Genomic DNA, 21,395 nt, shown 5'->3' with positions numbered 1-21,395 from the left:
ACCGGTATGCAACGTTCATGCCAGCAAGGAAGTCTTTTAAAATCAACCACTTACTTCATTAGGGTTTCTTCTCTGTGGGATTTTCGTAACCATGATGAAAATCAAAGTTACGAAAACGTAACGCGAGAATGTCTGTGAACCGAAGACGCTACCTGGCCGCTGGCATGTGCGGCGCCGCCGCGGCGGCTGTGTCCCTCCCGGGATGGGGAGCGGACCGCCTGCGCATCGGGCTGACCCCGGTGATCCTGGCGGATCAGGTGGCCTTCTTGTCGCGCTGGGGTCGCTACCTGGGCAGTCGGGTGGGGATCGATGTCGAGTTCGTGGCCCGCGAGTCCTACCAAAGCATCCTGGACCTGCTGTTTTCCAGACAGATCGATGCCGCCTGGATCTGTGGGTATCCCTTCGTGCGTTTCGAGAGCGGGCTGTCCCTGCTCGCCGTGCCGCTGTACCACGGCCAGCCGTTCTACCAGGCCTATCTCATTCGCTCGAAAACCCCAGTCCCGGAGATCGAGGGCTGGAACGATCTCAAAGGGCGCGTGCTGGCCTATTCCGATCCTCTCTCCAACTCGGGCTGGCTGGTCGCGCAGGCCCAGCTGAGCAAGGCCGGGGTGTCAGCACGAGACCTGAAGCGGGGTTTTTTCACGCACGGCCACCGCAACGTGGCCGAAGCCGTGGCGGCCCGCCTGGCCCAGGCTGGCTCCATCGACGGTTATGTATGGGAGACGATGCGCGACCAGGGCATGCCTGCGATTGCCAAGACCGAGGTGATCTGGAAGTCGGAATCTTTCGGGTTTCCACCCCTGGTCGTGCGCAAGGGGCATGAGCACCCGCAAATGGAAGCACTTCGGCAAGCCCTGCTGCACATGGGCGACGACGAGGTGGGGCGCGATCTGTTGGCCTCGTTGAATCTGACCGGCTTCACGCCAGGACAGGCGAGCCTGTTCGATTCCATTCGCCGACAAGCCCGGCAGGTGCCCGGCAGCGGGGTGGCGGGCTGATGCTCAGGCGGCTGCCCTACCGGGTGCAGATACCGCTGGGGCTTTCTCTGGCCGTGCTGCTGGCGGCCGTGCTCGTCACGGCCATCACCGCGCGGGTGCAGGCACAGAATGCGCGCCGCGACACCTTGTCGCTGCTGGACCGGGCGGTGGTCCTGGTCATCGCCCAGGTGCGCCCCCTGCTGGCGGCCGATGACACCTGGCGCGTGTTCTCGCTGCTGCGCGACACGGCCCAGCTCATCCCAGGGGCGGATGCGGACCAGGCACGTCTGGCCATCCTGACCCCGGACGGCGCTGTTTTTGCCGCTTCGGACCCGGTGAAGCTTGAGACCGGCGGCCAGGTGCTGGGCAAGCCCTGGCGCGAGCAGCCACTGCTGTCTTCCATGGAGGCGGAACAACGGGAGCTTCACCTGATCCCCGACGGCTCCGTGGTGCTGATCGACCCGATTCGAAGCGAAGACGGCCAGACCTTGGGCTTTGTGTTCACCGAGGTGGAGTCGGCCGCTTTCGCGCCTGACTGGTCGGCGCTGGCCCGCACGGCGCTGATCAGCATTGTCTTGGCGGTCACGGTGCTCGGCCCCCTTGGGTGGTGGGTAGGCAAACGCATGGCCCGTCCGGTGGGTCGGCTGGTGGAGGTGATCGAACGCATCGGACGCGATGACCCCGGGGTTTTGCGCGATGACGTCCCCAAGACCACGGACCCTGAGCTGAGCCGCATTGGCGACGCCATTGCGCAGTTGATGGGCGAACTCGAACGCCGCAAAGCAGCGGAAGAACGTGCGCTGTCGGCCGAGCGGCTGGCGGCTCTGGGCAAGATGACGGGCGCCGTCGCGCACGAGATCAACAACCCCCTGGCGGGCATGTTGACGGCCACCCAGACGCTGCGCTTGCATGGGGGCACGGAGACGATTCGCCTGCGCACCATCGATCTGCTCGACCGGGGGTTGCAGCAGATCCGCACCACCGTGGCGGCCCTGTTGCCCCAGGCCCGGATCGAGGACCGGCCCCTGGAGCCGGGTGATCTGGAAGACATCGTGACCCTGGTGAGGGGCACGGCTGAAAAACGTGGGGCAGAGATCCGGTTTCAGGTTGATGTGGAGTCGGCGCTGCGGGTGCCCTCTGCGCCGCTGCGGCAAGTCATGCTCAATCTGCTGCTCAACGCCCTCAAGGCGGCGGGTGAAAACGGCGTCGTTGCCGCGCGCCTCCAGGCCGATGAATCCCGGGTACGGTTCTGCATCAACAACAGCGGACCGGTGCTGAGCGAAGACAAGTTCAAAAGCACGCTGGCCGCCGAAAGCGGCAAGGACCCGCGCGGCTTTGGCCTGTGGGTGTGCCAGGAACTCGCCAGCCACCTGCGCGGTCGGTTCGAGCTCGACACCACCGAAACCTCACAAACCTGTCTCTTGTTTGAGGTCCCGAACCGAGAAGCGCCGGAAGGCCAGACATGACATCCATTTTGTTGATTGAAGACGACCCCATCATGGGAGAGTCGCTGATGCAGCGCTTCGAACTGGAAGGCCTGCAGGTGAGCTGGTGCCGTCGGCTCGCTGAAGCGCGCGAAGCGCTCGCCACCTTGCCGTCGGCCGTGGTCAGCGATGTTCGCTTGCCAGACGGCCTGGCCACCGCATGGTTCGTCGGTTTGCACGCCACCGTCAGGGCCTTGCCCTGGTTTTTCCTGACGGGATACGGCAGCGTCAACGATGCGGTCGCAGCGGTCCGCGCCGGTGCCCGGGAGTACCTGACCAAGCCTTTCGATATCGAGAGCCTGGTGGCCAAGATCAAGGATGCGGTGGACCTGTCCTCCGCACCCGACGACGACGCGCTGCTGGGTGTTTCTGTAGCCATGCGCCGGGTCGAAACCATGGTGCACAAGGTGGCCAGCCAGCGCGTGTCGGTGTTGCTGACGGGCGAATCGGGCGTGGGCAAGGAGGTGGCGGCCCAGCTCATCCACAGCCTCGATCCCAGAGCAGGCAAGGGTGAATTCGTGGCCGTGAACTGCGCTGCGATCCCAGAGACCCTGCTGGAGGCGGAGTTCTTCGGATACGAAAAGGGCGCGTTCTCGGGGGCCATGCGAACCCACAGGGGCTATCTGGAGCGCGCCAACAAAGGCACCTTGTTTCTGGACGAAGTGGGTGAACTGCCCGCCAGCATGCAGGCCAAACTGCTGAGAGCGTTGCAGGAAAAATGCTTCTTTCGCCTGGGGGCCGAGCGGACCATCCAGAGCGACTTTCGCATCCTGGCCGCCACCAACCGAGACCTCTACGCGGACATGAACGCGGGATCGTTCCGGGAAGACCTGTTCTACCGGCTGGCGGTCATCAAGATCGAGTTGCCGCCGCTGCGCGAGCGACCGGAAGACATCCGCTGGCTGACCGAAAAGCTGCTGGCCCAGATCGTGGTGGAGCAGGGCCGGCCCCTGGCCATGTCCGAACCCTTCATGCGCGATTTGATGCGCCGGGAGTGGCGCGGCAACGTGCGGGAGTTGCGTTCGTTCCTGGAGGAGGCGGTGGTGCTCAGCGATGGCGGGATGCTGGACCTTCCCGAGCGCCCGGCTTCATCTTCTGCCATCGCAAATGACAGGCCCGATGACGGCATCGTCACCCTGCAGCGCATGGTCGAAACCGTGGAGCGCTCACACATCCAGAAAGCACTGCAGCACTGCGATGGCAGCGTCGGGAAAACGGCCGATGTGCTGGGCATCAGCCGCAAAACGCTGTGGGAAAAGATGAAGAAGCTCGCCATTCAGGCTTGAACGGCAGCGGGAGATAAAAGCCCCGCTCCGCAACCCATGCGGATCACGTGGGTTTGGCCCATGGTGATCTCGAGATCCTTCCAGAGAGGGTGGTACGGCGTGTCGTTAGACGGTGGGGCCTGGCTGCAAGGCGCGCAGCGGGTTGGCGGCATTGGCCAGCGCAGGGCCAAACGCGCGCATCAGGACCTGAATTCGGGCGGCGTCCTTCAGTTCAGGGTGTGTGACCAGCCACATAGGCGTCACCAGTTCCTCGATCGATGCGGTCAGCGGTTGCAGATCCGGAATGCTCGACTCGACAAACGCTGGCAACAGGGCAATGCCGATGCCGGCGCGTGCCATGTTCGCGGCGTGGCTGAAATTGTCCACGCGCAGCACGACCTGATCGGCGGGCACGCGCCCGGCCAGCCACCGGTCGAACTTCAGATCGTGGGAGTCGCGCTCGAAGGCGATCCAGCGTCGTTGGCCCATCAGGTCATCGATGCTTTGTAGCGGCAATTTCCCCCGCCCCGTTTTGCGCGTGAAGACCTTGAACTGAAGGTCGGTCAGCTTTCGACCCACCAGCCAGTCCGGCACCGTGTCGGCGATACGGATCGCGATGTCGGCCTCACGCCTTCGCAGATTGACGTGTTCCCGGGTGCTGATCAACTCGATCTGGACGTCCGGGAACGACGACCTGAACTGCGCAAGCACCGAAGGCAGCAAATGATCGATGACGATGGACGACACACTCACACGCACGTCGCCACTGGGCCGCAGGTCTGCTCCGCTGGCGCGCATCTCAGCGCCGATGGCCAGTGGCTCGAACTCTCGTGCCGCACGGTCGATCTCATGTCCCGCAGCCGTGAGGGTGTAGCGAGGCCGACCGCGATTGAACACCTTGGTCTTGAGGCGCGACTCGATCTGATCGAGCTTGCGCAGCAAGGTCGAATGTGTCATGCCGAGTGGCGCGAAGGCCTTCGCCACGCTGCCATGGCGCGAGACCGCCAGAACGGTCTGGAAGTCGGACCAGTTCAGCAGGAGCCGCAGTTCATCGGGATGGGTGGTTGCTCGTCGCATAGGGGAAAAAGTGGCGTATTACGTGCGCTGGCTGCAGTTCAAATGATCATTTTTGCAAACTTTAACTTCAAAAAAACAGATTAGTTTCGCAGAGATCATAAGTTAATGTGCACATATGAAAGAGAACACGAAGTCGGTCGCCGCATCGCGCCGCAAGCGTTCTGCGGCAGATCCGAAGAACCTGATGGCTCTTGAAGCGGGCCCGGTCCCCGAGCAGGTGCTGCTGGAAGTAAAGCGGCGCGTGCTTGAAATCGAGGCCGGATACCGCGAGGTCGCCCAGAAGATGGGGCAGCTCTACATGTATGCCGATCAGCAAGGGCTCGCCTTCCTGACCCGGTATCTCGATCGACCGATGCGCAACGCAGCCGACAACGAACGCGCGATGGTGTCGATCCTCGACGAGCTGCAGCTCAACGCAAGCCGCCGTCTAACCGGAAGCAACTGAAATGAACAAGCCACTCCTGAAAACCATCGCAGCCCGACCGGGCACAGCGCTCGGGGAACAGGACATCCACCTGTTCCGCGAGGGCACGCATTCGCGACTGCACCAGAAGCTCGGGTGTCACCTCCATGCGACCGGGGCCCGTTTCGCGCTCTGGGCACCGAACGCCCGTTCCGTCTCGGTGATCGGTGATTTCAATGCCTGGAATGTCGATGCCGATCAAGCCCAGGCGCGCGCAGACGGCTCGGGCATCTGGGAGCTCGATGTGCGCGGCGTCGAGGCGGGGCAGCGCTACAAGTTCGCGGTCTTCACACCAACCGGCGAGCGGCTTGAGAAGGCGGACCCCTTTGCGTTTCGCGCCGAGCTGGCGCCGGCCACCGCCTCCATCGCCTGGCGTCTGGATGGCCACACGTGGGCCGACGGTGCGTGGATGGCGGGTCGCGCTGCGACCCATGGGCTGAATGCGCCGATGTCCGTCTACGAGGTACACCTCGGGTCCTGGCGGCGCGCCGAGGACGGTGAGATGCTCGACTACCGCACCATGGCGCGGTTGTTGACGCAACACGTGACGGATCTGGGGTTCACCCATGTCGAGCTGATGCCGATCACGGAGCATCCGTTCTATGGCTCGTGGGGCTATCAGACGACTGGCTATTTCGCGCCGACCTCGCGCTACGGAACGCCGCAGGACTTCAAGTTCCTCGTCGATACGCTGCACCAGGCGGGCATCGGGGTGATTCTGGACTGGGTGCCGTCACACTTTCCTGCCGACGCACACGGGCTGGCGCAGTTCGACGGCACGCACCTCTACGAGCATGCCGATCCGCGGCAAGGGTTTCACCCGGAATGGAGCTCGTCGATCTTCAACTACGGGCGCAACGAGGTTCGTTCTTTCCTGCTGTCGAGCGCGATGTTCTGGCTCGACGAATACCACATCGACGCCCTGCGCGTGGACGCGGTGGCCTCCATGCTCTACCTCGACTACGCGCGCAAAGCGGGTGAATGGATCCCCAACGTGCATGGCGGACGCGAGAACCTGGAAGCCATCGCGTTCCTGCGCCAGCTCAACGAATCGGCGTACCGCGACCATCCGGGTGTGCAGGTGATCGCCGAGGAGTCCACGGCCTGGCCCATGGTCTCGCGGCCCACCTACATCGGCGGCCTGGGCTTCGGCATGAAATGGAACATGGGCTGGATGCACGACACGCTTGCCTACATGCACGAGGACCCGATCCACCGGCGGTGGCACCACGGGCAGCTGACGTTTTCGCTGGCCTACGCCTTCAATGAAAACTTCATGTTGCCGCTTTCGCACGACGAGGTGGTGCACGGCAAGGGCTCGCTGATCGAAAAGATGCCCGGCGACGACTGGAAGAAGTTCGCCAACCTGCGGCTGCTCTACGGGCACATGTGGGGACACCCCGGCAAGAAGCTGCTGTTCATGGGCTGCGAGTTTGGCCAGCGACGCGAGTGGAACCACGACCGCGAACTCGACTGGGGGCTGATCGACGGCAGCGAAGCACACGGCGGCCTGCAGCGGTGGGTCTCGGATCTCAACCGCCTCTACCGCAGCGAGCCCGCGTTGCATGCGCTCGACTTTGATGCCGCGGGTTTCGAATGGATCGATGGTGCCGACGCCGAAGGCAGCGTGCTGAGCTACCTGCGCAAGTCGGGCGACGGCGACGCGGTGCTCGTGGTGGCCAACTTCACGCCCCTGCCGCGCGAGAATTACCTGGTGGGCGTGCCGACGCCGGGACACTGGCGCGAGCTGCTCAACAGCGACGCGACGGTGTACGGTGGCAGCGGCGTGGGCAACCAGGGGGGCGTTGACAGCGTGCCCGTCGCGGTGCACGGCCGCTTTCACGCGTTGAATCTGCGACTGCCGCCGCTGGGCGTGCTGGTCCTGAAACTGGAAGGAGCCGCGTCGTGAGCCTCGACAACGAAGTCCACCCCATCGCCCTGACCGATGGCCGCGTCCGCGTGGTGATCGAGAACATCCAGCCGGCGGTGGACGGCGGTCGCTTCCCCGTCAAGCGCATCACCGGCGATGAGGTCGTCGTCGAAGCCGACTGTTTTGCAGACGGCCACGACGTCGTGGCCTGCATGCTGAAGTGGCGCAGCGCCGGGTCGGACTGGAAGAGCACGCCCATGCAGCCGCTCGCCAACGACCGCTGGCGCGCCAGCTTCGTGGTCGCCGCGCTGGGCACCTGGGAATATGCGGTCTGTGCCTGGGTTGATCCGTTCCAGTCCTGGCGCCATGATTTCGCGCGTCGCGTGGATCTCGACGACGTGCGGATCGCCGCCGCCTCCGGGGCCGGCCTGATCGAAGCATGCGCCGGGCGTTCGGATCGAGCAGCCGATGCCGAACTGCTCCGGGCATGGTCGCGCGAACTCGCGCAGCTCGCCGCCGACCCCCAGGCCGACGTCGATGCGTTGAAACGCGTGGGTGACGACGAAGCGCGTGCCGCCGTCGCGCGCCGCTACCCCGATCTGCGCCATGCGTTCACCGACCCCCAGACCTACGCTGTCACGGTCGAGCGTGAGCGGGCGCGCTTCTCCGCGTGGTACGAGTTCTTCCCCCGATCGGCGTCGGACGACGCCAGCCGGCACGGCACGTTCGCTGATTGCGAAGCCTGGCTGCCCTACGTCAAGCGCATGGGATTCGACGTGTTGTACTTTCCGCCGATCCATCCGATCGGACGGTCGCGTCGCAAAGGAAAAAACAACACGCTCGACGCCCAGGCCGACGATCTGGGCAGCCCGTGGGCCATCGGTGCCGCCGAGGGCGGGCACACGGCGATCCTCGGTGAACTCGGGACGGCAGCAGACTTCCGGCGGCTCGTCAAAAAGGCCACCGAACTCGACATCGACATCGCGCTCGACATCGCGTTCCAGTGCGCGCCCGACCACCCGTGGGTGACCGAACATCCCGACTGGTTCAAGAAGCGTGCGGACGGCAGCATCCAGTACGCCGAAAACCCGCCGAAAAAGTACCAGGACATCTACCCCTTCGACTTCGAGAGCTCGGACTGGCGGGCGATGTGGCTCGCGCTGGCGGGCGTCTTCGAGCACTGGGTCGGTGAAGGGGTGAGCGTGTTCCGCGTGGACAACCCACACACCAAGGCCTATCCCTTCTGGGAGTGGGTGATCGCCCGCGTGCGTGCGCTGCAGCCAGAAGTGGTGTTCCTGTCCGAGGCCTTCACACGGCCGCGGGTGATGCACCGGCTTGCCAAGGTGGGCTTCAGCCAGTCGTACACCTACTACACCTGGCGCAACACGAAACAGGAAATCACCGCGTACTTCACCGAGCTGAGCAGCGGCCCCGGCCGCGAGTACTTCCGCCCCAACGTCTGGCCCAACACGCCGGACATCCTGCCCGCTGCGCTCCAGTACGGCGGGCGTCCGGTCTTCATGGCCCGGGTCGCCATGGCAGCGACGCTGGCCGCCAGCTATGGCATCTACGGACCGGCCTACGAACTGCTGGAGGCGCAGGCCCTGCGTGCCGGTGGCGAGGAGTACCTCGATTCAGAGAAGTTCGAGCGCCGCGTGTGGGACCGCACGCGCGCCGATTCGCTGGCCGAGTTCATCGCGGTGCTGAACCGCGCCCGCCGCACCAATCCGGCGTTGCAGAGCGATGCCGGCCTGCGGTTCCTGAAGATCGACAACGAGCAGATGATCGCCTACGCCAAGACCTCTGCCGACGGCGCGAACACCGTCGTGTGCGTGGTCAACCTCGATCCGCACCACACGCAGAGCGGCTGGGTCGAGCTCGAACAGGACAAGCTCGGTATCCAGCCCGGACAGGCCTACCAGCTGCACGATCTGATCACCGGTTCCCACTTTCTCTGGCACGGCGAGCGCAATTTCGTCAGCCTGGATCCGCAGCGCACGCCCGTCCATGTGATGGAGCTCCGGTCGCGCCTGAAGCGCGAGAACGATTTTGACTACTTCCTTTGAGAGATGCCTGTGATCGATGAACCCCAGCCCGGAGAGATCGACGCGATCGTCCCTGACACACCTGCGGCCGATCCTGCAAATGAACCGCTCTGGTACAAGGATGCGGTCATCTACGAGCTCCACATCAAGGCCTATGCCGACGCCAATGGCGACGGCATTGGTGATTTCCGGGGTCTGACCGAACGTCTCGACCACGTGCAGTCGCTCGGCGTCAACACGATCTGGTTGCTGCCGTTCTACCCGTCACCCCAGCGTGACGATGGCTACGACGTCGCCAATTACGAGGACGTGAACCCCAACTACGGCACGCTCGACGATTTCAAGGCCTTCGTGATCGAGGCGCACCGGCGCGGCCTGCGCGTGATCACCGAACTGGTCGTCAACCACACGTCCGACCAGCACCCCTGGTTCCAGGCCGCGCGACGATCCCCCAAGGGCTCGCCCGAGCGCAACTACTACGTCTGGAGTGACGACAACAAGCTGTATTCGGGCACGCGCATCATCTTCACCGACACCGAGAAGTCGAACTGGACCTGGGACGAGGTCGCGCAGCAGTATTTCTGGCACCGCTTCTTCAGCCACCAGCCCGATCTGAACTTCGACAACCCGCTGGTCCTTGAGGCCGTGCTCAAGACCATGGAGTTCTGGCTCGAGATGGGGGTGGACGGCTTCCGGCTCGACGCTATTCCCTACCTCATCGAGCGCGACGGCACGAGCAACGAGAACCTGCGCGAAACCCACACGGTGATCAAGGCGATCCGCGCGCGCATCGAGGCCAACTACCCGGGCCGCCTGCTGCTGGCCGAGGCCAACATGTGGCCCGAGGACGTGCGCGAGTATTTTGGTGACGCCGACGAATGCCAGATGGCGTACCACTTCCCGCTGATGCCGCGGATGTACATGGCCATCGCCCAGGAAGACCGCCACCCGATTGTCGAGATCCTGGCGCAGACGCCCGAGATCCCCGACAGCTGCCAGTGGGCGGTGTTCCTGCGCAACCACGACGAACTCACGCTGGAGATGGTCACCAGCAAGGAGCGCGACTACATGTACCGCATGTACGCCTCCGACGCGCGGGCGCGGATCAACCTCGGCATCCGCCGCAGGCTCGCGCCGCTGCTTGAAAACGACCGCGCGCGCATCGAGTTGATGAATGGCCTCCTGCTGTCGATGCCCGGCACACCGGTGCTCTACTACGGTGACGAGATCGGCATGGGAGACAACATCTTCCTCGGCGATCGCGATGGCGTGCGCACGCCGATGCAGTGGACCAGCGACCGCAATGGGGGTTTCTCGCGCGCCGATCCGCAGCGTCTGTACCTCCCCCCGATCCAGGACCCGATCTACGGTTTCGAGGCCTTGAATGTCGAGGCCCAGGCGCGCGAGCCGTCGTCGCTGATGAACTGGACCAAGCGCATGCTCGCCATGCGCAACGCCACCCAGGCCTTCGGCCGCGGCCACTTCACGATGCTGCATCCGGGCAACCGCAAGGTGCTGGCCTACGTGCGGGAATACGGCGAAGACGTCATCCTGTGCGTGTTCAACGTCAGCCGCGTCGCGCAGCCGGTCGAGCTGTCGCTGGAGGCCTACAAGGGCCGCGTTCCGGTCGAGATGATGGGGCGCAGCCCGTTCCCGCCCATCGGCGATCTGCCCTACTTGCTGACGCTGCCGGCCTATGGCTTCTTCTGGTTCCGCCTCGCCACCGATGCCGCGCCGCCGCGGTGGCACGAAGAGCGCCTGGCGCTCGAGGACCTCCCGGTGCTCGTGCTGTTCGACGACTGGAACAGCTTCTTCCGCAGCAAAGTCGTGCCGTGGCGCATCGGCATGGCCGAGAAAACGCGCAACCAGTTCGAACGCGAGCTGATGCCCCGCTTCATGCTGCGCCAGCGCTGGTACGCGGCGAAAGGCGAACCCCTGGAACGCGCCACACTGGCCGCCCACAGCCTGCTCGAAGAAGGCACGTCGCAGTGGCTGCTGGCGCTGATCGACACCCAGGGTCCTGCGGAACCGGAACGCTATTTCGCGCCCCTGGTGATGGCCTTCGAAGACGACGACGAAGAGCGCACCCGTGCCCTGATGCCCGTGGCGGTGACCAAGGTGCGCCAGCAGGCCACGATGGGCGTGCTGGCCGACGCGATGGGCGACGAGCCCTTTTGCCGAGCCATGGTCTCCGCCATCGGCGCGCGGCGCGAAACGGTTGCCGAGGGCGGCGTGGTGCGTTTCGTGCCGACCCAGGCCTACAGCGCGGTCATCGGCGACGCGCTCCAGGTCGCCACGCCGCTGCAGAGGCTGACCACGAGCAGCAACTCGATCAGCCTGCTGGGCGATCAGATCTTCCTGAAGGCCTATCGGCGATTGCACGCCGGCGTCAGTCCCGAACTTGAAATGGGCGGCTTTCTCACCGACGTGGCGCACTACGAACATTGCGTGCCCGTGGCCGGCAGCGTCGAGTTCCACGCCAGGGACGGCTCGGTCTGGGCGCTGGCCCTGCTGCAGGCGCAGGTGAAGAACCAGGGCGACGCATGGAACTTCACGGTCGACCAGCTGGCGCGGCTGCTCGAATCGCTGCGCAACGTCGACACCGATCTGCAGGCCGGCATGGACGCGATGGCGCAGCGGGTGGAAATCCTGGCGCGACGGGTGGCGGAGCTGCACGTGGCACTGGCACAACCCCATGGGTTGCCTGCGTTCGACCCGGAGCCCATCCGGGTCGATGACCTCGTGAACTGGTCGTCGGCGGTGCGCGTCGAGTTCGAACGTACGCTGGAGCTGCTGGCTTTGCGCCACGCCGCATTGAGCGAGTCGCAGGCTGACCTGGCCTCCCGGGTGGTGTCCGCCCGCGCTGCGCTCGATGCACGGATCGCCCAGGCCGCTGCGACAGCGCCTGCCGGCGTGAAGACCCGGTTGCACGGCGACCTGCACCTGCAACAGGTGCTGATCGCGCAGGACGACTTCCTGATCATCGATTTTGAGGGCGAGCCGCAGCGTTCGCTTGAGGAGCGGCGTGCCAAGCACAGTGCGCTGCGGGATGTGGCCGGCATGTTGCGATCCTTCGATTACGCCAGACACACGGCGCTGCACCAGACCGCGCAGGGCAGTGTCGAGCTGGAGCGGCTGGCGCCTGGCGCCAGGCACTGGGAGCGGCACATCCGGCAGGCGTTTCTGGGGGCCTACCGCCAGGTCGTGGTGGCTGGAGGACTCTATGCGAATGCGGCCGCGTTCGACGATGCCTCCGCATTGCTGGACCTGTTCGAACTCGAGAAGGCGTTGTATGAACTGCGCTACGAACTGGACAACCGGCCGGACTGGGTCGGCGTCCCGCTCGCCGGAATCGCCGCGCTGGCCGGCGTTGAACACTAGACACCAGGAGTTGAGATGGAAAATATCGACGTGATGCTGGTCCCGCTGCGCGGGCTCCTGCTTGAAATTGGCAATTTTCTGCCCCGCCTGGGCGTGGCCCTGGCGGTGATCGTGGTCGGCTGGCTGCTGGCCAAGGGCTTGCGCATGGGCGTGGTGAAAGCGATGAGGGCGCTCAACTTCCACATCCTGACCGAGCGTGCCGGTATCGACGGGTTCCTGAAACAGGGTGGCACCGAGAAGGACACCGTCGAGTGGTTCGGCATCATCGTTTACGTGCTGGTGCTGATCGCTTCACTGATCGTGGCCTTCAACACCCTGGGCCTGACCCAGGTGACCGATCTGCTGGGCAAGGTGCTGCTGTTTGTGCCGCGTCTGCTGGTGGCGCTGCTGGTGATCGTGTTTGGTGGCTACTTTGCGCGTTTCGTCGCGAACGCGGTGCAGCGCTACTTCCGGGCCGCGGGCATCAGCGATGCCGAGATCCTGGGCCGCATCGTGCGCTACGCGGTGATGGTCTTCGTGGTGCTGCTGGCTGTTGACCACCTGGATATTGGTGGTGGGCTGATCCAGCACACTTTCCTGATCCTGCTGGGCGGCGTCGTGTTCGCGCTGGCGCTGGCGTTCGGTCTCGGCGCTCGTGAGCGCGCTGCTCAAATGATCGAGCGCTGGTTCCCGCGCGACCCGGCGGACCGCATCTGATGTCCGCCTCCGCCGTCATTGATGCCCTGTGGCCGGGGAAACCCTATCCGAGAGGCGCCACCTGGGATGGCATGGGCGTCAACTTCGCGCTCTTTTCCGAGTCGGCCGAGCGTGTCGAGTTGTGTCTGTTCGATGCGAGCGGGCGCAACGAGATCGCGCGCCTGGCCCTGCGCGAGCAGACCGACCAGGTCTTCCACGGCTACCTTCCCCAGGCACGCCCAGGCTTGTTGTACGGCTATCGGGTCTATGGGCCTTACCGCCCGCAAGACGGCCACCGCTTCAACGGGCACAAGCTGCTGCTGGATCCGTACGCCCGCAACATCGTCGGCACCATCCGCTGGCACGATGCCCTGTTCGGCTATCGGGTCGGAAGCACCCAGGGCGATCTGTCTTTCGACCGGCGCGACAGTGCCCCCTACCTGCCGCGCTGCAAGGTCATCGAATCGGCGTTCACCTGGGGTGACGACCGTCCGCCCAACGTGCCCTGGCACGAGACGGTGATTTACGAGCTCCACGTCGCCGGCTTCACAAAACGCCACCCCGACGTGCCGCCCGAGCTTCGTGGCACCTATGCGGGTCTTTCCTGTGCACCCGTGATCGACCATTTCAAGCGCCTCGGCGTGACCACGGTCGAGCTGATGCCGGTGCACTCCTTCCTGGACGACCGCCACCTGGTTGAACGAGGCCTGCGCAACTACTGGGGCTACAACACGATCGGCTACTTCGCGCCCGAGCACCGGTACAGCGCCAGCGGGAAAATCGGCGAGTTCAAGACCATGGTGCGCACGCTGCACGAGGCCGGTATCGAGGTCATTCTCGACGTGGTCTACAACCACACGGCGGAGGGCAACGAACTCGGACCGACGCTGGCTTTTCGCGGCATCGACAACGCGTCCTACTACCGCCTTGCACAGGACAATCCGCGCCACTACCAGGATTTCACCGGCTGCGGCAACACGCTGAACATGCGGCATCCGCGTGTGCTGCAGCTGTTGATGGACTCGCTGCGCTACTGGGTCACGGAGATGCATGTCGATGGCTTCCGCTTCGATCTGGCGTCGGCGCTCGCCCGCGAGCTGCACGCCGTCGATCGGCTGAGCGCGTTCTTTGACATCCTGCGTCAGGACCCTGTGCTGTCTCGCGTCAAGCTGATCGCCGAGCCCTGGGACCTGGGCTCGGGTGGCTACCAGGTCGGCAACTTTCCCGTCGGCTGGGCCGAGTGGAACGACAAGTACCGCGACACCATGCGCGCCTACTGGAAGGGAGAGGGCGGCGTGATCGGCGAATTCGCGCAGCGCCTCACCGGATCGAGCGACCTGTACAACCGCAGCAGCCGCAAGCCCTACGCGAGCATCAACTTCATCGCCGCCCACGATGGTTTCACGCTCGCCGACGTGGTCGCCTACAACGACAAGCACAATGAAGCCAACGGCGAAGAGAACCGCGATGGCCACGGCCACAATCTTTCATGGAACGCCGGCATCGAAGGTCCGACGGACGACATCGACGTGCGTGCGCTGCGGGCACGCCAGCAGCGCAACTTCATCACCACGCTGCTGCTCTCGCAGGGCGTGCCCATGTTGCTGGCCGGCGACGAAATGGGGCGCACCCAGCGCGGCAACAACAACGCCTACTGCCAGGACAACGACATCAGCTGGCTCGACTGGACCCCCAGCGCAGACCAGCGCGCCTTGCTGGCTTTCACGCAACGCGTGATGGCGCTTCGGGCGGCACACCCGGTGTTCCGCCGTCGCGACTTTTTCCAGGGCCGGCCGCTGCACGGCAGCACCGTGCGCGACATTGTCTGGCTGCAGCCCCAAGGCACCGAGATGGGGGAGCAGGCATGGGGGGAAGAACACGCTCGTGCCCTGGCCGTCTTTCTATCGGGCGACGGCCTCAACGAGGTTGATGGGCGTGGCCGCACCGTGCGTGACGACAGCTTTCTGGTGATGTTCAACGCCGATTCGAACGAGGTGCAGTTTGTGCTGCCGTCAGGCGTGGTCCCACCGGCGGGCGAGTTGCTGATCGACACCTCGTTCGGCGCGGACCGACCCGACGCCCCCTTCAACTCGGGCGAGCCCTACGTTCTGGCCGCGCGATCGCTCGCGCTCGTGCGCTTCAAGAGGAACCCTGTGCCATGAAGCGGCAGCACGAAATGCCTTTTGGGGCGCAGCCGACCGAACGGGGCGGCGCGCGGGTTCGCCTGTGGGCGCCGGCCGCAACGGATGTCGTGCTGGTGCGCAGCGGCGATGGACCGGACCAGGGCAGCTTCCCCATGGCTGCGTTGAAGGGCGGCTGGTTCGAGCTCGAATTGCCGCGAGCCCAGGCCCGCACCGACTACGCGTTCCGCATCGACGACGGCCTGGTGGTGCCCGATCCCGCCTCCCGCAGCAACAGCGACGACGTGCATGGACCCAGCACCTTCGTCGACCCGCGCAACTTCGAGTGGACCGACGGCGCGTGGCGCGGCCGGCCCTGGCACGAAGCGGTGATCTACGAACTTCACGTGGGCTGCTTCACCGCCGAGGGGACGTTCGAGTCTGCGATTGCCCGGCTGGACGCGCTCGTCGCCCTCGGCATCACCGCGATCGAACTGATGCCGGTGGCGGCATTCGCGGGCCGACACGGCTGGGGTTATGACGGCGTGCTGCCGTTCGCCCCCAAGGCCGCCTACGGTTCGCCCGATCACTTCAAGCGGCTGGTCTGTGCGGCCCACCAGCGGGGGCTGATGGTGCTGCTGGATGTCGTCTACAACCACTTCGGCCCTGACGGCAACTACCTGAACGCCTACGCACCCGGCTTCTTCAATCCAGACGTCACCACGCCCTGGGGCGCCGCCATCAACCTCGACGGTGAGGGCAGCCGCGTGGTGCGCGATTTTTTCATTCACAACGCGCTCTACTGGATCGAAGAGTTCCATCTCGATGGCCTGCGCATCGACGCGGTGCACGCGATGCACGACACCGGAACGCCGCACTTCATTGACGAGCTGATCGCGGCTGTGCGCGCAGGCCCCGGCCGCGAGCGGCATGTGCACCTGGTGCTGGAAAACGACCTCAACGACGCGGCGCGCCTGAGCCGCGACGAGACCGGTGGCCCGCTGCTGGCCGACGCGCAATGGAACGACGACGTGCATCACGCCGTGCACGTCATGACCACCGGCGAGACGGACGGCTACTACATCGACTACGCCGCCGAACCGGTGCGACTTTTCGGCCGCGCCCTGGCCGAGGGTTTCGCATTCCAGGGCGATCCGTCGTCCTACCGCGACGGCGAGCTGCGCGGCACGCCCTCGACGCATCTGCCGCCGCTGGCCTTCGTCAACTCGCTGCAGACACACGACCAGGTGGGCAACCGCGCGTTCGGCGAGCGCATCGCCACGCTCGCCGCAGCGGCGGAACGCAGCGATGCGCTGCGCGCGCTGCTGGCGTGTGTGCTGCTGGCGCCGTCACCGCCGATGCTGTTCATGGGCGAGGAATGGGCGGCCGGCACGCCGTTCCTGTACTTCTGCGACCACCAGGGTGAGCTCGCGCAGGCCGTGACCCACGGGCGGCGTTCAGAGTTCGGCCGCTTCGCCCGCTTCAACGATCCGAGCGCACGCGACGCCATCCCCGATCCGAACGCCGAAAGCACGTTTGCCAGGAGCCAACTCGACTGGCAGGAACGCGAGCGGGCGCCCCACGCCGAATGGCTCGCGCTGTACAGCGACCTGCTGCGACGGCGGCACGCGCACCTCATACCCTGGCTCCAGGGCGCACGCAGCGGCGTCATGACGCTGCCGGCACCCTGCACGCTTCGCATCACCTGGCCGCTGGGTTCAGGGCATCGCTGGCACCTGCTGGCTCAGCTGGCATCGCACGAAAGCCCCGCAGGCCTGGCGACCGAGCTGCCGGGTGCCCTGGTGTATCGCAGCCATCCGGTCGCTGCGCGGCTGCCCCCCTGGTCGGTGCAGATCGCGATCGAGGCGCCATGACAACCCATTCCCCCCGGCGGCAGGCGATCGTGCCGCATGCCACCTACCGCGTTCAGTTGCACAACGGCTTTCGCTTCGCCGATGCGATGGCGCTCGTGCCCTACCTGGCCGATCTGGGCATCAGTCACCTCTACATCTCGCCGCCGTTGCGGGCGCGGGCTGGCAGCCAGCACGGCTACGACGTGGTCGATCACGGCATGCTCAATCCCGAACTGGGCACGCGCGCCGATTTTGATCAGCTTGTTGCGAGCCTGCATGCACGCAGCATGGGGCTGCTGGTCGACATCGTGCCCAACCACATGGGGGTGCTCGGCGGCGACAACGCCTGGTGGCTCGACGTGCTGGAGAACGGCCCCGCGTCGGCGTACGCCGACCACTTCGACATCGCGTGGCGCAACGCCGATCCGGAGCTGTCGGACAAAGTGCTGCTGCCGGTTCTGGGTGACCAGTACGGCGCAGAGCTCGAACGGGGTGGTATTCGTCTGGCTTTTGATGCGGCTGGCGGGTGCTTCACGTTGGCTTACCACGAACATTGTTTGCCGATCGACCCGAGCGGATACGGTGCGCTGCTCCGGCTGGCGCAGCGGGCCTTGTTGCCGGGGGCGATGTCGGGCGTGCGCGTCAACCGGCTTTCAAGCCTCGCCACCCTGTTCGACCGTTTGCCGGCGCGCAACGAAACCGATGCCTCAGCCCGCGAACGCCGCCAGCTGGACACGACCCGCTTGAAGGCGGCGCTGGCCCAGCATGTGCGTGAGTTTCCCGCACTGGTGTCGGCCATCGATCAAACGGTCACCGTGATGAACGGCCGACCGGGGGACCGCAGCAGCTTCGACGCACTCGACGCACTCATCGACGCGCAGGCTTACCGGCTCGCGCATTGGCGCATTGCGGCCGACGAGATCAACTACCGCCGCTTCTTCGACATCAACGAACTCGCTGCGCTGCGCATGGAGCGCCCCGAGGTGTTCGAGGCGACGCATCGCCTGCTGCTCGAGCTGGCGACCTGCGGCGCCATCGATGGCCTGCGGGTCGACCACCCCGACGGCATGGCCGATCCGGCGGGCTATTTCGAACGCCTGCAACGGCGCTATGCACAGATGGCGGGATTGCCAGCACCCACCGGGCGACATGGTGACGGGGCGCCCGATATGCCGCTGTACGTCGTGATCGAGAAGATCGTTGCTCCGCACGAGGCGGTGCCGAACGACTGGGCGGTCCACGGCACCACCGGCTACCGGTTTGCCAACGTGATCAACGGGCTGATGATCGACGGCGCCGCGAAGACCCGGCTGGACCGGGTGTGGCGCTCGTTCGTGGGCGAGGAGGCCGTGGACTTCGACACCCTGGCCTGGCATTGCCGCCACGTCGTGATGGATGGAACGCTGGCCGGCGAGCTCACCGTGCTCAGCGCATCGCTGTTGCGCCTGGCCCGCGAGGATCGCCGCACGCGCGACTTCACGCTGAACTCGCTGCGGCTGGCGTTGTCCGAAGTCGTGGCGTCGTTCCCGGTCTACCGCACCTACATGCTGGACAGGCCGAGCGCGCAGGATCGCAAGTTCATCGACTGGGCCATAGGCCGCGCCCGCCGCCGCAGTCTCGTGGCTCCCCCCGGTGTGTTCGACTTCCTGCGGCGCGTCCTGATCGGTCGCCCTTTGAGTGGTGCACCGGTCGGCCTGGGCGTGCGCTATCGGGCGTTTGCGCGCCGGCTGCAGCAGTACACGGCGCCGGTGGCGGCCAAGGGCATCGAGGACACGGCGCTGTACCGCCACCACCGGCTGGTTTCGGTGAACGACGTGGGCGGCGACCCCGATGCGTTCGGCATGTCTGTCGATGCCTTCCACGCCGCCAGTCTTGACCGCTCGATCCGATGGCCCGACACCATGTTGGCGACCTCCACCCACGATGCCAAGCGCTCGGAAGATGTGCGCCTGCGCATCGACGTCATCAGCGAGATGCCCGCGGCCTGGCGGTTGACCGTGCGACGCTGGAGCCGGTTGAACCGCAGCCACAAGCGCACCGTGGACGGCGAGCGCGCACCCACGCGCAACGACGAGTTCCTGCTCTATCAACTGCTGTTGGGCAGTCTGCCCGACGGTGAGCTCGACGATGCCGGGCTGGCCGACTACGCGGGGCGGATCGAGCAGGTGATGCTCAAGTCGGCCCGCGAGTCCAAGGCGGTGACCAGCTGGATGAACCCCAACGTGGCGTATGAAGGCGCGCTGAGTTCGTTCGTGCACGCGTTGCTGGGGCGTCGCGAGCGCAACCTGTTTCTTGAGGACCTGCAAAGCAATGCGGCGGTGGTCGGGTGGCACGGCGCCCTCAATGGCCTGACGATGGCGGTGGTCAAGACCCTGTCTCCGGGCGTGCCGGACTTCTACCAGGGGCACGAAGCGATCCAGCTGTCGCTGGTCGACCCCGACAACCGGCGCCCCGTCGATTTCGACCGGCGCCGTGAAATGCTCGCAGAGGCGCGGGCCATCGCAGCCTTGCCCGACCGGTCTGCTGCACTGAGCGAGCTGCTGGCCCATGCGGGCGACGGTCGGGCCAAGTTCTGGGTCACCTGGCAGGCGCTGCAACTTCGGCAGGCCCATGCCGACATGCTGCGGCACGCGGACTATCTGCCGCTGGAGGTGCGCGGCGAGCGCAGCGCCAACGTGATCGCGTTCGCGCGGCGCCGGGGGCGGTCCTGGTTGGTGGTGGTCGGCACGCGCCTGAGCGCCGCATTCGGGCTGCCCGTGGGCACTGCGCCGGTCGGCGAACACTGGGGCGACACAGCGATCGTGTGGCCTGATGGCGGAATGCCGGACCCGGCAGACCTGTGGCTCACCGATGCGGTGAGCGGCCGGCGCCACGGGCCACTGGGGGCGACGCTGCCGCTGGCCGAAGTGCTGCGAGAATTTCCGGTGGCGGCGCTCTTCAGCGCCGACGCCGGAACCCATGACCCACCAGCCTGACGCCTCCACCATCCCGCTCATCCAAGCCTGCACCCAGGCCGCGCTGAAGCTGCTGCAGGCCAACCTGACGCCGCACGGCATCCTGGCCGCCAGCCGGTCCGAAGCGGCCGAGGCGCGCCGCTATACCCGCATCTTCGGGCGCGACGCAGCGATCTGCGTCATGGCCATGTGTGGCAGTGGCGTTGACGCCCTGGAGGTGGGGGCGGTGGCCAGCCTGGATGCGCTGGTCGCGCAGCAGGCGCCGAATGGCCAGATACCCAAGTACGTCGACCCGCAAGGGCAGGATGCCGACTTCTGGTACCTCGGTTGCATCGACGCGACCCTGTGGTGGCTGATCGCGGTGGACCACGTGCGCCGTGCCGGGCCGGTGAACCCTGATCGCTGGCAGGCCGGGGTCGATCGCGCGATCGCCTGGCTGCTGGCGCAGGAGCACCAGCGTTTCAGGCTGCTGCAGCAGAACGAGGCCAGCGACTGGGCCGACATCATGCCGCGATCGGGCTACGTGCTGTACACCAACGCGCTGTGGTACGACGTCAAGCGGCGCTTTGGGCTGGCAGACGCCGAGGCCACGCACCACCACTTCAACCACCTGTTTGACCCCTTTCAGCGCGATCTGCCCGAGTACCACAGGGCGCGGCTGTTGCGCCACTACGCGCGTCGCGGTCGGCGCGATCCGGGCCTGTACCTCAGCTTTGTCAACCTGGCGGTGTCCGGCCACGAAGGTGACGTGTTCGGCAACCTCATGGCCGTCCTGAACGGACTGGCCGACACCGCCAAGTGCCAACAGATCGTTCAGACCATCGACCGGGCGCACGCGGACGATCCCTACCCGGTGCGCGTCGTTCTGCATCCGCTGTCTCGCCAGCACGAGCTCTGGCGGCCTTACATGGGGCGGCATCAGCAGAACAGCGTCCACCAGTACCACAACGGTGGCATCTGGCCGTTCGTGGGGGGCTACTGGGTCATGGCGCTGGCGCGGCTCGGGATGCAGGAGCAGGCGCGGTCTGCACTGACACGACTCGCCCAGGCGAATGCGCTGGATGGCTGGCGTTTCACCGAATGGTTTCATGGCCGCACGCTCAAGCCCATGGGCATGGCCGGGCAAAGCTGGAATGCGGCCACCTTCCTGCTCGCCCGTCGCGCGGTCGAGGGTGAGGCCTGATCAGCGCGCTCGGGGTGAGCGCGCCAGCAGCTTCATGCCAAAACCCGC

13 protein-coding genes are annotated in these 21,395 nt (G+C 65.7%); 12 read left to right on the top strand and 1 reads right to left on the bottom strand.

Features of this window, described 5'->3' with window-relative positions:
• The first annotated feature begins 164 nt into the window (after positions 1 to 164).
• From AC0GNO_RS11165 to AC0GNO_RS11155, 3 genes are read left to right on the top strand one after another with little or no spacing between them, the layout of a single operon-like run.
• On the top strand, positions 165 to 998 hold the full coding sequence (locus tag AC0GNO_RS11165; RefSeq protein ID WP_472903953.1) for a substrate-binding domain-containing protein: 834 nt from the start codon (positions 165 to 167) through the stop codon (positions 996 to 998).
• The gene (locus AC0GNO_RS11160) at positions 998 to 2,443 is read left to right on the top strand and encodes an ATP-binding protein (protein WP_472889054.1); all 1,446 of its coding nucleotides are present in this window, start codon (positions 998 to 1,000) and stop codon (positions 2,441 to 2,443) included. Before AC0GNO_RS11165 ends, AC0GNO_RS11160 begins: the two co-directional genes overlap by 1 nt.
• The gene (locus AC0GNO_RS11155; RefSeq protein WP_472889053.1) at positions 2,440 to 3,747 is read left to right on the top strand and encodes a sigma-54-dependent transcriptional regulator; all 1,308 of its coding nucleotides are present in this window, start codon (positions 2,440 to 2,442) and stop codon (positions 3,745 to 3,747) included. Before AC0GNO_RS11160 ends, AC0GNO_RS11155 begins: the two co-directional genes overlap by 4 nt.
• A 105-nt stretch (positions 3,748 to 3,852) precedes the next feature.
• On the opposite strand, the gene AC0GNO_RS11150 is transcribed toward AC0GNO_RS11155, so the two are convergent.
• Entirely contained in the window at positions 3,853 to 4,803 is a 951-nt protein-coding gene (locus AC0GNO_RS11150; RefSeq protein ID WP_472903952.1) for a LysR family transcriptional regulator, read from the bottom strand.
• Between the two features lie 115 nt (positions 4,804 to 4,918).
• Here AC0GNO_RS11150 and AC0GNO_RS11145 point away from each other — a divergent pair, with 115 nt between their 5' ends.
• Genes AC0GNO_RS11145 through AC0GNO_RS11105 form a run of 9 tightly spaced genes read left to right on the top strand, consistent with a single transcriptional unit; the run spans position 4,919 to position 21,347 of the window.
• Positions 4,919 to 5,248, top strand: a complete 330-nt coding sequence (locus tag AC0GNO_RS11145; protein ID WP_472889051.1) for a hypothetical protein — start codon at positions 4,919 to 4,921, stop codon at positions 5,246 to 5,248.
• Position 5,249: 1 nt separating this feature from the next.
• Entirely contained in the window at positions 5,250 to 7,175 is a 1,926-nt protein-coding gene (gene glgB, locus AC0GNO_RS11140; RefSeq protein WP_472903951.1) for a 1,4-alpha-glucan branching protein GlgB, read from the top strand.
• Positions 7,172 to 9,202 carry an alpha-1,4-glucan--maltose-1-phosphate maltosyltransferase gene (locus AC0GNO_RS11135; protein WP_472903950.1) on the top strand — a complete coding sequence of 677 codons (2,031 nt, stop codon included), beginning with the start codon at positions 7,172 to 7,174 and terminating at the stop codon, positions 9,200 to 9,202. The genes glgB and AC0GNO_RS11135 overlap by 4 nt, the downstream gene beginning before the upstream one ends.
• A 9-nt stretch (positions 9,203 to 9,211) precedes the next feature.
• Positions 9,212 to 12,562 (top strand): maltose alpha-D-glucosyltransferase, encoded by a 3,351-nt coding sequence (gene treS, locus AC0GNO_RS11130; protein WP_472903949.1) that lies wholly within the window; start codon positions 9,212 to 9,214, stop codon positions 12,560 to 12,562.
• Between the two features lie 15 nt (positions 12,563 to 12,577).
• Complete coding sequence (locus tag AC0GNO_RS11125; RefSeq protein ID WP_472889047.1) at positions 12,578 to 13,258, top strand: mechanosensitive ion channel family protein; 681 nt, start codon at positions 12,578 to 12,580, stop codon at positions 13,256 to 13,258.
• Positions 13,258 to 15,399, top strand: coding sequence for a glycogen debranching protein GlgX (gene glgX, locus AC0GNO_RS11120; RefSeq protein ID WP_472903948.1), 2,142 nt, complete (start codon positions 13,258 to 13,260; stop codon positions 15,397 to 15,399). The genes AC0GNO_RS11125 and glgX overlap by 1 nt, the downstream gene beginning before the upstream one ends.
• Positions 15,396 to 17,231 (top strand): malto-oligosyltrehalose trehalohydrolase, encoded by a 1,836-nt coding sequence (gene treZ / locus AC0GNO_RS11115; RefSeq protein WP_472903947.1) that lies wholly within the window; start codon positions 15,396 to 15,398, stop codon positions 17,229 to 17,231. The genes glgX and treZ overlap by 4 nt, the downstream gene beginning before the upstream one ends.
• Entirely contained in the window at positions 17,228 to 20,185 is a 2,958-nt protein-coding gene (gene treY / locus AC0GNO_RS11110) for a malto-oligosyltrehalose synthase (protein WP_472903946.1), read from the top strand. Before treZ ends, treY begins: the two co-directional genes overlap by 4 nt.
• Complete coding sequence (locus AC0GNO_RS11105) at positions 20,169 to 21,347, top strand: amylo-alpha-1,6-glucosidase (RefSeq protein ID WP_472903945.1); 1,179 nt, start codon at positions 20,169 to 20,171, stop codon at positions 21,345 to 21,347. The genes treY and AC0GNO_RS11105 overlap by 17 nt, the downstream gene beginning before the upstream one ends.
• Positions 21,348 to 21,395: the final 48 nt, after the last annotated feature.

It is taken from the genome of Hydrogenophaga sp. L310, assembly GCF_055703065.1.
The sequence above is the reverse complement of the archived record's forward strand: the minus strand, read 5'-3'. Positions and strand labels throughout refer to the sequence as shown.

Bases quoted from the DNA above. Each gene is read 5' to 3' on its own strand.
- AC0GNO_RS11165 (WP_472903953.1), top strand. From the start codon at position 165: ATGTGCGGCGCCGCCGCGGCGGCTGTGTCCCTCCCGGGATGGGGAGCG.
- AC0GNO_RS11160 (WP_472889054.1), top strand. From the start codon at position 998: ATGCTCAGGCGGCTGCCCTACCGGGTGCAGATACCGCTGGGGCTTTCT.
- AC0GNO_RS11155 (WP_472889053.1), top strand. From the start codon at position 2,440: ATGACATCCATTTTGTTGATTGAAGACGACCCCATCATGGGAGAGTCG.
- AC0GNO_RS11150 (WP_472903952.1), bottom strand. From the start codon at position 4,803: ATGCGACGAGCAACCACCCATCCCGATGAACTGCGGCTCCTGCTGAAC.
- AC0GNO_RS11145 (WP_472889051.1), top strand. From the start codon at position 4,919: ATGAAAGAGAACACGAAGTCGGTCGCCGCATCGCGCCGCAAGCGTTCT.
- glgB (WP_472903951.1), top strand. From the start codon at position 5,250: ATGAACAAGCCACTCCTGAAAACCATCGCAGCCCGACCGGGCACAGCG.
- AC0GNO_RS11125 (WP_472889047.1), top strand. From the start codon at position 12,578: ATGGAAAATATCGACGTGATGCTGGTCCCGCTGCGCGGGCTCCTGCTT.
- glgX (WP_472903948.1), top strand. From the start codon at position 13,258: ATGTCCGCCTCCGCCGTCATTGATGCCCTGTGGCCGGGGAAACCCTAT.
- treZ (WP_472903947.1), top strand. From the start codon at position 15,396: ATGAAGCGGCAGCACGAAATGCCTTTTGGGGCGCAGCCGACCGAACGG.
- treY (WP_472903946.1), top strand. From the start codon at position 17,228: ATGACAACCCATTCCCCCCGGCGGCAGGCGATCGTGCCGCATGCCACC.
- AC0GNO_RS11105 (WP_472903945.1), top strand. From the start codon at position 20,169: ATGACCCACCAGCCTGACGCCTCCACCATCCCGCTCATCCAAGCCTGC.